The sequence below is a fragment of the Halanaerobium sp. MA284_MarDTE_T2 genome (genome assembly GCF_003337245.1).
Lineage (GTDB): Bacteria > Bacillota > Halanaerobiia > Halanaerobiales > Halanaerobiaceae > QPJE01.
Genome location: NZ_QPJE01000001.1, coordinates 144310 through 156905, shown reverse-complemented (window position 1 = coordinate 156905; position 12596 = coordinate 144310). Strand labels below are relative to the sequence as shown.

Annotated in this window: 12 protein-coding genes; 9 read left to right on the top strand and 3 right to left on the bottom strand. The window is 29.9% G+C overall.

Annotated features, from left to right (window positions below):
• Positions 1-10 precede the first annotated feature (10 nt).
• The 7 genes from miaB to DFR78_RS00695 all read left to right on the top strand — a co-directional run bounded on the left by miaB (position 11) and on the right by DFR78_RS00695 (position 8576).
• The gene (miaB, locus tag DFR78_RS00725; protein ID WP_114456929.1) at positions 11-1345 is read left to right on the top strand and encodes a tRNA (N6-isopentenyl adenosine(37)-C2)-methylthiotransferase MiaB; all 1335 of its coding nucleotides are present in this window, start codon (positions 11-13) and stop codon (positions 1343-1345) included.
• A 68-nt stretch (positions 1346-1413) separates the two neighbouring features.
• Positions 1414-4017: a DNA mismatch repair protein MutS gene (gene mutS, locus DFR78_RS00720; protein WP_114456928.1), complete on the top strand. Its 2604-nt coding sequence runs from the start codon at positions 1414-1416 to the stop codon at positions 4015-4017.
• 1 nt (position 4018) lies between these two features.
• Complete coding sequence (gene mutL, locus DFR78_RS00715; RefSeq protein ID WP_114456927.1) at positions 4019-5878, top strand: DNA mismatch repair endonuclease MutL; 1860 nt, start codon at positions 4019-4021, stop codon at positions 5876-5878.
• Positions 5878-6801: a tRNA (adenosine(37)-N6)-dimethylallyltransferase MiaA gene (miaA, locus tag DFR78_RS00710; protein ID WP_114456926.1), complete on the top strand. Its 924-nt coding sequence runs from the start codon at positions 5878-5880 to the stop codon at positions 6799-6801. The genes mutL and miaA overlap by 1 nt, the downstream gene beginning before the upstream one ends.
• A 210-nt stretch (positions 6802-7011) precedes the next feature.
• The gene (hfq, locus tag DFR78_RS00705) at positions 7012-7254 is read left to right on the top strand and encodes an RNA chaperone Hfq (RefSeq protein ID WP_114456925.1); all 243 of its coding nucleotides are present in this window, start codon (positions 7012-7014) and stop codon (positions 7252-7254) included.
• A 47-nt stretch (positions 7255-7301) separates the two neighbouring features.
• Complete coding sequence (locus DFR78_RS00700; RefSeq protein WP_158531682.1) at positions 7302-7925, top strand: lipopolysaccharide assembly protein LapB; 624 nt, start codon at positions 7302-7304, stop codon at positions 7923-7925.
• Between the two features lie 18 nt (positions 7926-7943).
• Positions 7944-8576: a uracil-DNA glycosylase gene (locus tag DFR78_RS00695; protein WP_114456923.1), complete on the top strand. Its 633-nt coding sequence runs from the start codon at positions 7944-7946 to the stop codon at positions 8574-8576.
• 59 nt (positions 8577-8635) lie between these two features.
• Here the strand turns inward: DFR78_RS00695 and lexA are convergent, their stop codons facing one another.
• Complete coding sequence (lexA, locus tag DFR78_RS00690; protein WP_114456922.1) at positions 8636-9262, bottom strand: transcriptional repressor LexA; 627 nt, start codon at positions 9260-9262, stop codon at positions 8636-8638.
• 157 nt (positions 9263-9419) lie between these two features.
• Here lexA and DFR78_RS00685 point away from each other — a divergent pair, with 157 nt between their 5' ends.
• Together DFR78_RS00685 and DFR78_RS00680 are read left to right on the top strand one after the other, a co-directional pair.
• Complete coding sequence (locus DFR78_RS00685; RefSeq protein WP_158531681.1) at positions 9420-9749, top strand: LysM peptidoglycan-binding domain-containing protein; 330 nt, start codon at positions 9420-9422, stop codon at positions 9747-9749.
• 32 nt (positions 9750-9781) lie between these two features.
• Positions 9782-10441, top strand: a complete 660-nt coding sequence (locus DFR78_RS00680) for a recombinase family protein (RefSeq protein WP_114456920.1) — start codon at positions 9782-9784, stop codon at positions 10439-10441.
• Positions 10442-10751: 310 nt separating this feature from the next.
• Here DFR78_RS00680 and DFR78_RS00675 read toward each other — a convergent pair whose 3' ends face one another.
• Positions 10752-11252: a flavin reductase family protein gene (locus tag DFR78_RS00675; protein ID WP_114456919.1), complete on the bottom strand. Its 501-nt coding sequence runs from the start codon at positions 11250-11252 to the stop codon at positions 10752-10754.
• Between the two features lie 22 nt (positions 11253-11274).
• On the bottom strand, positions 11275-12480 hold the full coding sequence (gene trpB, locus DFR78_RS00670) for a tryptophan synthase subunit beta (RefSeq protein ID WP_114456918.1): 1206 nt from the start codon (positions 12478-12480) through the stop codon (positions 11275-11277).
• Between the last annotated feature and the right edge of the window lie 116 nt (positions 12481-12596).

Sequence of the window (12596 nt, the reverse complement as noted above, 5' to 3'; positions counted from 1 at the left end):
GAGTGATTTAATGTCTCAAAAAATTAAAAAATATCATATTATAACATATGGCTGTCAGATGAATGAACATGATTCTGAACTGCTGGCAGGTATGTTAGAAAATTTGAATTACAGATATACTTCAGAATTGAAAGATGCAGATATAATACTCTTAAATACATGTATTATTCGAGAAAATGCAGAACTGAAAGTTTATGGAAAACTGGGTGAACTAAAACAGTATAAACGCAAAAATCCCGATCTTATTATTGGTATTGGCGGATGTATGATGCAGCAGAATGATCCGGTAGAAGAAATATACAAAAAATATAAGCATGTTGATTTAATTTTTGGAACCCATAATATTCACCATATTCCTGAATTAATAAGACAAATAGAAAAAAATAAAAATAGAGTTGTTGAAGTCTGGGATGAAGCAGAAGGTTTAATGCCTGATCTTCCTTCAAGAAGGGATTCTGACTATTCAGCCTGGATATCAATTATACAGGGCTGTGATAATTTCTGCAGTTACTGTATAGTTCCATATGTTCGCGGTAGAGAAAGGAGTAGACCTCTAAATTCTATAATATCTGAAGCAGAAAAACTGGTTGATGATGGTGTGATGGAAATTACTCTTTTAGGACAAAATGTGAATTCTTACGGAAATGATCTGGATAATAATATAGATTTTCCAGATTTGCTGACAGAATTAAATCAAATTAAAGAGCTCAAGAGGATAAGATTTATGACTTCACATCCAAGAGATTTATCCAACAAACTGATTGATAAAATCAATATCCTGGATAAAGTATGTGAACATATACATTTACCTGTACAGTCAGGTAGTAATAAAATTCTAAAACAGATGAATAGAGGTTATACCAGAGAATATTATCTTTCTCGTATAGAAGAAATTAAAAACAAACTTCCAGATGCATCTATCTCAACTGATTTTATTGTAGGTTTTCCTGGAGAAAGTAAAGATGATTTTGAAGACACTCTTAATCTGGTGAAAAAAGTCCAGTTTGATATGGCATATACCTTTATTTATTCACCCAGAAAAGGAACACCTGCAGCAGAAAAAAATAATCAAATTCCAGAGAAAATAAAAAAAGAGAGACTCAATAAGTTAATGGATCTTCAGAACCAAATTAGTTATCAGAAAAACCAAAAACTTATCGGAAAAAAACTAAGGATTTTAATCACAGGAGAAAGTAATAATAATCCGGAAAAGTTAGAAGGTCGGAGTAGAACTAACAAAATATGTTTTGTGGATAAAAATAAAAATCTAATTGGAAACATTGCTGAAGTAGAAATAAAAAAAGCAAAAAGCTGGACACTGGAAGGTGAAGTCCTTAATATATAAGAAATTGTCAAAACCTGAGGGAATTATACTTTCAGGTTTCTATTCTTTTAGAAGATGGAGTGATTACTTTGTCAGATTTAACACCTATGATGGAGCAGTATAAAAATATAAAAAGCAAATATCAGGATGCAGTATTATTTTTCCGCCTGGGTGATTTTTACGAAATGTTTGGAAAAGATGCAGAAACTGCAGCTAAAAATTTGGATATTGCCCTCACTTCACGCAATAAAGGAGGAGGAGAAAAAATTCCTATGGCAGGTGTACCGGCACATTCTTCTGCTTCATATATTTCAAAATTAATTAAAAAAGGATTTAAAGTTGCAATATGTGAACAGCTTGAAGACCCTTCTGAAACCAGTGGAATAGTTAAAAGAGATGTAATTCGGGTAATTACACCTGGTACTGTTATAGAAAATGAAATCTTAAAAGAAAATGAAAATAATTATCTTTCTGCTGCAGTTAGCTATCAGGGAAAAATAGGGTTTGCATATACAGATATATCTACAGGTGAATTTTTGATTACTGAATTCCCGTTAAAAGAAAAAGAAAAACTAATAGATGAAATTCACCGTATAATACCACAGGAAATATTAATAGATATAAAAACAAAAAATAACATTAATCTAGATCAGCTGCAAAATATATATAAATTTTCCTGTAATGAATGCAAAAATAAAGATTATAAGTATCTTAAAACAGAATTAACTGAACACTTTAATGTTCAATCTTTGGAAGGATTTGGTTGTGCTGATATGAAAGCAGCTGTATATGCAGCTGGACAAATACTTATTTATTTAAAAGAAACTCAAAAAAGAAATATAAAACACTTAAATAAACTTCAGTCATACCATTTGGAAGATTATATGGTACTTGATGCAGCAACCCGCAAAAATCTTGAGTTAACTTCTACAATTAGAGATAATAAAAGATCAGGATCACTGATATCTGTTATTGATAAAACAGTTACATCTATGGGGGGGCGTAAAATTAAAAAATGGATAAATCAGCCTCTAATAAAAAAGAAAAAAATTATTGAACGACTGGATGCAGTTGAAGAATTAAAAGATAATTTTATTGAATTACAAAAGTTAAGAAAAAAACTTGAGGATATCTATGATTTGGAAAGAATCATGAGTAAAATAACATACCAATCAGCAAACGGAAGAGATCTGGCAGCACTAAAAAATTCTCTTTTTAATCTTCCTGAAATAAAGCAGAAGCTCAAAAATTTTAATGCTGAATTAATAAAATCAATGACTGATAATTTTGATTCTCTTACTGATATATATGAGCTAATTGATAATTCTATTGTAGATGAACCTCCTACAACTGTTACCGAAGGAGGAATAATAAAAAAAGGATTTAATAAAGAACTGGATAAATTAAAAAAACAGGTAAGTGAAGGTAAAGAATGGATAACATCTCTGCAAAAAATAGAAAGAGAAAAGACAGGTATTTCGTCATTAAAAGTTGGTTTTAATAAAGTTTTTGGTTATTATATCGAGGTTACAAACTCAAACTTAGACAGTGTACCTGAACATTATACAAGAAAACAAACCCTAAGCAACAGTGAAAGATATATTATTCCAGAGCTAAAGGAAAAAGAATCTCAAGTATTAGGTGCAGAAGAAAAAATGAATGAACTTGAATATAATCTTTTTATTCAAGTTAGAGAAAAAATAGCAGAAGAATTTGCCAGAATAAAGTTAACTGCAGATATAATTGCAAAAATTGATGTTCTATTATCATTTGCTGTGGCTGCAATAGAAAATAATTATACTAGGCCTGTAATAAATGACGATTGTCATATAAATATAAAAAATGGCAGACATCCGGTTGTTGAAAAAATGTTTAAAGAACAATTTGTTCCTAATGATACTATACTGGATCATAAAAATAATAGATTTATTATCATTACTGGTCCAAATATGTCTGGAAAATCAACTTATATGCGCCAAGTTGCACTAATAGTGCTGCTGTCCCAAATTGGAAGTTTTGTTCCTGCGGAAAAAGCAGTTATAGGTCTCAGCGACAGAATTTTTACCAGAGTAGGGGCAAGTGATGATTTAACAACCGGTCAGAGTACATTTATGGTAGAGATGAATGAAGTAGCTAATATCGTCAATAACAGTACAAAAAAAAGTCTAATTATCCTTGATGAAGTAGGAAGAGGTACAAGTACTTATGACGGTGTCAGTATAGCCTGGGCTGTCAGCGAATATATTAACAATCCGGAACGTATTGGTGCACGAACTCTTTTTGCAACACACTATCACGAACTAACACGTCTTGAAGATGAGTGTGAAGGTGTAAAAAACTATAATGTACTGGTAGAAGAAGATAGTGATGGGGTACACTTTTTACATCGTATTGTTGAAGGTAGATCTAGTGATAGTTATGGAATAGAAGTAGCCCGTCTTGCTGGACTTCCCAATGAGATAATTATAAATGCTCAAAAAATTCTTGAACGTCTAGAAAAAAATAACCAGACTCCAATAAGAAAGCTGGAAAAACAAGCTAAAAATAAGAATGTTAAACAGCTGCAGCTTTTTTCTGAAGATAATCCTGTAATAAAAAAGCTGCAGAAAAAAGATATTATTAATATGACTCCAATGGAAGCTATTAACTTTTTGTATAATTTAAAACAGGAATTAAATGATAAGGAGAATTAAAATGGGTATAATTAAACAACTCCCACAAAATGTTGCCAATCAAATATCTGCCGGAGAAGTAGTTGAACGACCTGCTTCAATTGTTAAAGAATTAATAGAAAACTCTATTGATGCAGAAGCAAATAAAATAGAGGTCAACATTTCTGAAGGAGGAAGAGAAAAAATACATGTTAAAGATAATGGTACCGGTATTCTTCCTGAAGATATGGAAATGGCTTTTTGCAGATATGCAACAAGCAAAATTAAAAATATAGATGATATTTACTCACTTTTTACTCTCGGTTTTAGAGGAGAAGCGCTTTCCAGTATATCTTCTGTTGCAAAAATAAAGATGATAAGCCGACATAAAAGTAAAGAATCCGGTATGGAAATAAAAATAATCGGCGGCAAAATAGAATCTAAAAAACCAGTAGGCTGTCAGATAGGAACTGAAATTACAGTACGTGATATATTTTATAATACACCGGCAAGATATAAATATTTAAAAACTACATCTACAGAATTTGGACATATAAGCAAAATTGTAAGCGCTGAAGCTGCTGCATATCCAGAAATCCAGTTTAAACTTAATCACAATAAAAACAATGTACTTACAACACCGGGTAATGGTAAATTAGAAGATACTATTTTTGCTATTTATGGTGAAGAAATTGCAAATAACTTAATTGAAGTGAATATAGAAGACCGCTATATAAAATTAAATGGATATATAGGTAATACTAATATATCCCGCGCCAGCAGAAGCCATGAGCTTTTTTTTGTAAATAAACGTCCAATATTGAACAGAACTGCAACCAGTGCAGTGGAAAAAGCTTATAAAAGACTGCTCGATCCAGGTAGATATCCAGTTGTATTTTTATTTATTGATGTAAATCCTATTCTAGTTGATGTTAATGTTCACCCGGCAAAAAAAGAAGTTAAATTCAGCCGTAATCAAATTATTTTTGATGTTATAAGTAAAGGTTTAAGAAAAATATTAAAAAATGAAAATCCAACTCCAATTGTTAATGTTAACAAAAACAATACTAATAAAAATAATAGTCAGCCTAAAATCAGCCCTGAAAAAATTCAGCAATCTTTTGATCAAAATACTTTTTTAAGCACAGTTAATAATAAACAATTAAATAATAAAAATTCTATTCATGACAGGTACAGCAGCTATCAAAATAAGCAATATACAAATTATATTTCGAAAAAAAATATTAAAAATAATCCACCTTATAAAAAACAAGTGAATTATGAAGATAATTATGAATATTCAAAAGAACACTATGTAAGTGAGGAAAATATAAAATTTAAATATCTTGGTCAAATTTTTAACAGCTATCTAACTATAGAAACTGAAACAGGAATAAAAATAATTGATCAGCACAATGCCCATGAGAGAATCCTTTTTGAAAATCTTTTTGCAGAATATAATAGTAAAAATAACACAAATCAGGCTCTGCTGCTGCCGGTAAAAATAGATCTATCACCAGAAGAAAAAGAAATAGTAAATAAATATAAAGAATCTCTTAACAAGCTTGGTATAGTATTTTCTGATTTTGGTGGTAATACAATACTTATTGAGGAAGTTCCATCATTATTAAAAGATAAATCAACAAGAAATATAATCGAAAATCTTATAGGTAATTTACTTAAAGAAGGAAAAACTCTTAATATAGCTGAACAAAAAGAGGTAATGATTAAGTATCTAGCCTGTAGAAGTGCAATTAAAGCAGGGAGGCCGCTCAATAAAAATGAAAGTATCAAATTAATTAAAGATCTTTTAACCACAGAAAATCCGTATAGATGTCCTCATAGTCGTCCAATAATGATAGAAATTAGCAAAAAAGAAATAGAAAGAGGTCTTGGGAGATAATGGATAAATTATTAGTAATAACAGGTCCAACAGCTGTAGGAAAAACAGATCTTTCTATAAAACTAGCTGAAGTGCTTAATGGTGAAATAATATCTGCTGATTCCATGCAGATTTATAAAGATATGAATATCGGAACCGCTAAAGCAGATAAAAAAATACGCAGTACAATTCCACACCACTTAATAGATATTATTACACCAGATAAAGAGTATTCTGTCAGTTTGTTTCAGAAAGATGCTGATAGAATAATAGAGGATATTAGGGCAAGAAATAAAATTCCTATCATTGTTGGTGGAACAGTTCTTTATATTAAAGCTGTTCTGGAAGGTTTTATGCTGCCTGATATAGAGCCTGACTATAAATTAAGAAAAAAATTAAATTATCTGGCAAAATCAAAAGGAACAGAACATGTTCACAGTATTTTAAAAAAAAGGGATCCCAAACTTGCAGAAAAACTCCATCCCAATGATTTAAGAAGGGTTATCAGAGGAATAGAAATTTTTGAGCAGACAGGCAGAACAAAAACTTACTATAAAAAAATGCAGAAAAAAAAACCTCCTCGCTATCATTCAGTAAAATTTGTTGTAAAGCGGAAGAGAAAAAATCTATACAATAGAATTAATCAAAGAGTAGATTTTATGATAGAATCTGGCTTAATAGATGAAGTAAAATACCTGCTGGACAATTATGATTTAAGTAAAACTGCAAAACAGGCACTGGGTTACAAAGAAGTTATAGAATATTTTAACAAAAAAATTTCGTTAAAAGAAGCCATAAATAATATAAAGAAAAGGACAAGACATTTTGCCAAACGCCAGTTGACATGGCTGAGAAAAGAAAATAATTTGATAGAATTAAATGCAGATAAAAATTCTCCAGAAGAAATGAAAAATAATATTTTAGATATAATAAAGGAGCAGTAAATAAGATGAAAGACATAACTATCAATAAAAAAAATCCCAAACCAGTTTAAACTGGTTTTTTGAGGTAAGAATGTCCTTTGAGGTAAGAATGTCCAATGATCTTTATTATCGGCTTAAATATTTTTATAATTTTATAACTTTGCAGGATTTTTGACCTATATATTGAATTTTTAAGTATAAGAATATATAATAATAGGAGGCTGCATAATTATGAATAATAAGAAGAATTATCAGGATGAAATTCTTAATCATGTGCGCGAAAATAATATTGAAGTAGTTGTTTATTTTGTTAATGGCTATCAATTAAAAGGCGAAATTATAGGTTATGATAATTTCACAATCATATTAAAAAGTGATCAAAGAGATCAGATGATTTATAAACATGCTATTTCTACTATTGCACCTGTTGAAAAGATAAGTGGACTTCTCGAAATTGTTAAAGAAGATGATTAAATAAATATTCTACTTTAAATAGGAAGTTGATAAGGAAGTTGATAATTTTGAAAAAAAAAATATTAATAATAATTATTTTTACAATATTTTTATCTATATTTTCCTTAAATGCCTGTGCTTATTCCAATTTTAATTGGAAGTTATTAAAATCCAACAGCAAATACATTTTACAAACCGCTCCTAATAATATTATTGCAAATTATAATCTTGCTCTTTCTTATGCAAATACAGGGCAAATTGATAAAGCATATGATATTATAAATAGTTTTGACGGTAGTATTAATAGAGAAGAATTCAATGCTGCCGTTCAGAACTATCTTAAACCACTTGACCAATTTTCTGATACTCAAAATATTTTATTATTAAATTATGCTGCTTTTAAAGAAGTAATTAATGAAAATTATAATGAAGCAATAAATATTTTTAAATTTGTTATTAGAAATGATCCCAAAAATCAGTGGACAAGAAATCATATAGCTGCAGCATATTTAGAACTTGAAGATTATGATAATGCTTTTAAATATATCAATTCTGCTTTAAAAATTAAAGACAATAATTATTCACATTTACTAAAAGCAGTTATATATTATGAAAAAGATAATTTAATTAAAGCTTTTTTTGAAGCTTCTCAGGCAGGTTCACTTGTAAATTCACTACTTGAAAGGAATTAATATTTAGGAGGCTTTTGAATGCTTTTTGACAAGGAAGGAAATTTTAATATTGTACAGCTCTTTTCCTATCCAGATAATGATTATAATAAATTAAAAAATGAAGCACTAAAATGCAGTAGATGCCTCTTGCGAAAAAAATGTAATGGTGTGGTTATGGGAGAGGGCAGTTTAACCGGCAAGATAATGCTTATTGGAGAAGGACCTGGTGCAAATGAAGACAGGTTGGGGAGACCTTTTGTAGGACGAGCCGGCAAACTGATGAATGAAATACTAGAAGCGGTTAATTTAAAAAGAGAAGATATTTACATAACCAATATTGTTAAATGCAGGCCTCCAGGGAATAGAGTCCCAACAAAAGAGGAGTTCGAATCCTGTGTTTCAATTTTAATGGCTGAAATTAATCTTATAGAACCAAAAGTTATAGTTCCTTTGGGATCAACAGCTTTGAAATTTTTAATTGACCCAGATGCCTCTATAACGAAATTGAGGGGGAAGTGGATCCAGCGAGGAGAGTATTTTATTCTCCCTACTTTTCATCCAGCCTATCTTTTGCGCAACAAAAAAATGAAAAAATACAGCTGGCATGATTTTAAAATAATAAAAAAATCCGCTGATAGAATAAAAGAATTAAAAAGCAGCGGAAGTTTGTAAATTATTAATTCTCCATCTATATAGATGGAGAATTTTTTATTTAAATTACAAAATTAAAATTAAAAACTGAGATTTCTATAAAGGCCAATAACTTTTCCTAAAACAACTACATTTTTAGAAATAATGGGCTCATATGCAACATTTTCTGGCTGCAGCCGTATATAATCGTCTTCTTTAAAAAATCTTTTTACAGTTGCTTCATCATCAAGCAAAGCTATTACAATATCTCTATTTTCTGCATGATTCTGTTTTTGTGCAATTACATAGTCATGATCATAAATACCTGCATCGTGCATACTATCTCCACTAACTTGAAGCATAAAAATTTCTTTATTTCTAACTTTTAGATAATCAACCGGAAAAGGGAAATAATCTTCTATATTTTCTTCAGCCAGGATAGGTTCACCTGCTGTTACCTTACCTACAACTGGAATTTTTAGCATTTCTTTTTTATCCTTTTCTATATTATCATTCTCATAAATCACTTCAATAGCACGGGGTTTAGAAGGATCTCTGCGCAGATATTTTAATTTTTCTAATGTTTTTAGGTGGCTGTGAACAGATGCAGGAGATTTTAACCCAACTGCACTTCCAATTTCTCTCACAGATGGAGGATAACCTTTTTCATCTATTTCTCTCATAATAAACTTTAATATACTCTTTTGACGGTCGGATAATTCATTCATTAATAAATCCCTCCTGACTATAATATATTATACCATATGATATTAAATATAACAAACAATCGTTCATCTTTTTCTTGACAATGAACATATGTATTGTTATAATTACATTAAAGAACATGTGTTTAGTACATTTGTATGTATAAAGGGGGAGTTGATTATGTATACAGCTAATTCTATTAGAAAAAAGAAACAGTATAATACAGACAGAGGTAAAAATGTTTTATTAAAACTGACTTTTATACTAGTAACAATATTTATCCTGTTAGTATTAATAACAGTGATCTTTACTCTAATTTCTTCCGGGAATAATGAAATTGAATATAATCAATACATTGTCAAAAAAGGAGATTCATTATGGTCAATTGCAGATAATCATTATGGTAATAAAGTTGATTTGAGAAAAAAAATCTATACAATTAAAAAAGTGAATAATTTAGATAATTCTATAATATCACCCGGGGAACAGATAATTCTCCCTATAAATTAGAAAACATCTTTAATTAGAAAGGATTTTTTATAATGACTAACAAACAAAAAACAGTAATTTATACAAGAGTCAGTACAGAAAAAGATAGTCAGGCAGGCAGTTTAAAAAGGCAAAAAGAAGAATTAATAAATTATGCATCCGAAAATAATATGGAAATTATAAAAATTATTGAAGAAAAAGAAAGCGGTTTTGATGAAACAAGAAAGGGAATGCTGGAGGTTTTAGAGCTGATAAGAGATAAAAAGGCAGACACTCTCCTCATACAGGACAGCAGTAGATTGGGGAGAGGAAATGCAAAAATGGCTTTAATACATCAAATATTAAATATGGACGGGAAAATCATTTCTTATGCTGATAAAGGTGCTATTGCTTTAAATGATTTGGAAAATATGATTCTGGAAATTTTATCTGTAATTGAAACATATCAGCAAAAACTGACAAACAGAAAAATAAGTAGAGCAATGAGAAAAAAAATAAATGAAAGCAGATTTAATCCCGCAGATAATTTAAAAAACACTGATAAAGGAGGAAGACAGCGAAAAGATATTCCTATTGAAGAAATAATTCGTTTAAAAAAACTTGAACTTAGTTTTAAAGATATTGCAGCAACACTTAGAGGACTGGGATATGATGTATCAAAATCAACTGTACATAGAAGATATAGAGAATTTATGCAAAACAGCTTAAAATAAAGCTAAAATAAAGTTGAAAAATGAAAATTATATAAATATTTATATAAAAATATTTATATATTATAGTAAAAACTAAAATAGTAAAAACGGCCTACCAAAAATTTGACTGTACAAACTTTTGATTTTTATTTTTAATATCCCATAATCTTAAGTTTACTTAAGATTATGGGATATTTCTAATTTTAATAACATATATAATTTCTAGCATAATACTTCCCAAATTTATAATAACTTCGTAAAATAATAATTTTACGAAGTTATTATTTAAAATAATTTATAGATTACATTTTTACATCTAATTCAATTATTATTACTCTTTATATACTGCCACAACTTCTCCATAATAAAATGTATGCATAACTTCATCTGGATATTTCTTTTCTAAAATATCTTCATCTAGATTTTCTTTGATCATATCCTGATGATATTTAATTTTACATATAAAATGCAGATCATTTCCGTTTATAATTGGAACTTTAGTTTCTTCAACTTCCATCAGTGTTAGACCCAATTCTTTAATTTTATCATGATCTCTACCGGATCTAGTTCCACAAAACTGCAGTTCCTTTTTAAACTGGCCATTCAATGGTACACTAATTGTAAAATAATCACTATTTTCTATAAGCTGATGTGTATGGCGTGACTTTCTGACAGGCGCCATTATAATATTTTGATTCCAAACAAATCCTGCCGTTCCCCATCCCATAGTCATTGTATTTACTTCACCATTATATTTAGTTGTTAAAAATACTCCTCCAGGTAAAACAATATTATAATCATTTAAAATCTGATTAAATTCTGCTTTTTCCACTAATATCACCTCTTAAACTTAATCAATTTATTTTTCCTTTTTCATGTAATTCTTTAATTTGGACTACATCTTTGTCTCCCCGTCCAGAAAGATTAATTATAACAATTTGATCCTTTGTTAATTCAGCAGCTACTTTAAGACCTCCAGCCACAGCATGAGCACTCTCTAAAGCAGGTATAATACCCTCTTTTTCTGATAATAAATGAAATGCATTTATTGCTTCCTGATCATTTGCTGTAGTATATTTAGCTCTACCTGATTCTTTAAGATAGCTGTGCTCCGGACCCACTCCAGGATAATCCAGACCTGCTGCTATTGAATGCGTATGTGAAACAATATCATCATCATATAAAACATAACTTTTAAAACCATGCAGTTCACCAGGTTTACCATAGCTTAATGGTGCAGCATTTTCACCGGCTTTAACACCTTTACCACCTGGTTCAATACCCAAAATATTTACTGTTTTATCATCTACAAAAGGTGCAAACAGACCTATAGCATTACTGCCACCACCCACACAGGCAACTATATAATCTGGCAATTTATTTTCTTTTTCTTGAATTTGTTTTCTAGCTTCTTTTCCAATAATTGACTGGAATTCTTTTACCATAGTTGGATATGGATCCGGACCAACTGCAGATCCTAGCATATAAAAAGTATTATCAGCATTTTTTACAAAATCTTTTAAAGCTTCATCTACAGCTTCTTTTAAAGTTCCATCTCCAGCACTGACAGCCTTTACTTCTGCTCCCAAAAGCTCCATTCTAAAAACATTTAACTGCTGTCGTTTAATATCAATTTCACCCATGTAGATAATGCAATCCATACCAAATAAAGCACATACAGTTGCAGCTGCTACTCCATGCTGACCGGCACCGGTTTCTGCAATAATTCTTTTTTTACCCATTTCCCGAGCAAGTAATGCTTGACCAATACAGTTATTAATTTTATGGGCACCTGTATGATTTAAATCTTCTCTTTTTAGATAAATTTTTGCTCCACCAATTTCTTCAGTTAAATTTTTGGCAAAATATAAAGGACTTGGTCTACCGACATAATCTTTAAATAAATTGGCAAGTTCATCCTGAAAATCCTTTTTATTCTTAATTTCATAAAATGCATCTTTTAAGTCCTTTAAAACAACTGCTAATTCTGAAGGTACAAAACTACCTCCAAAATCACCAAAAAATCCTTCCCTGTTCTCTTCTCCACTCTTCTTATTCATTCTCTCATCCTCCATCTCATTTTATTAAATTCAATATTTTATTGAATTTAATAAAAGTTTAGCAGATATATTGTCAGGTGTCAACTTATCTTATCAAAGATTATTCCCATTTTTTT

Coding starts and splice junctions, on each gene's coding strand:
- DFR78_RS00685 (WP_158531681.1), top strand. CDS start 9,420: ATGTATACAGCTAATTCTATTAGAAAAAAGAAACAGTATAATACAGAC.
- DFR78_RS00680 (WP_114456920.1), top strand. CDS start 9,782: ATGACTAACAAACAAAAAACAGTAATTTATACAAGAGTCAGTACAGAA.
- mutL (WP_114456927.1), top strand. CDS start 4,019: ATGGGTATAATTAAACAACTCCCACAAAATGTTGCCAATCAAATATCT.
- miaA (WP_114456926.1), top strand. CDS start 5,878: ATGGATAAATTATTAGTAATAACAGGTCCAACAGCTGTAGGAAAAACA.
- miaB (WP_114456929.1), top strand. CDS start 11: ATGTCTCAAAAAATTAAAAAATATCATATTATAACATATGGCTGTCAG.
- hfq (WP_114456925.1), top strand. CDS start 7,012: ATGAATAATAAGAAGAATTATCAGGATGAAATTCTTAATCATGTGCGC.
- lexA (WP_114456922.1), bottom strand. CDS start 9,262: ATGAATGAATTATCCGACCGTCAAAAGAGTATATTAAAGTTTATTATG.
- trpB (WP_114456918.1), bottom strand. CDS start 12,480: ATGAATAAGAAGAGTGGAGAAGAGAACAGGGAAGGATTTTTTGGTGAT.
- DFR78_RS00695 (WP_114456923.1), top strand. CDS start 7,944: ATGCTTTTTGACAAGGAAGGAAATTTTAATATTGTACAGCTCTTTTCC.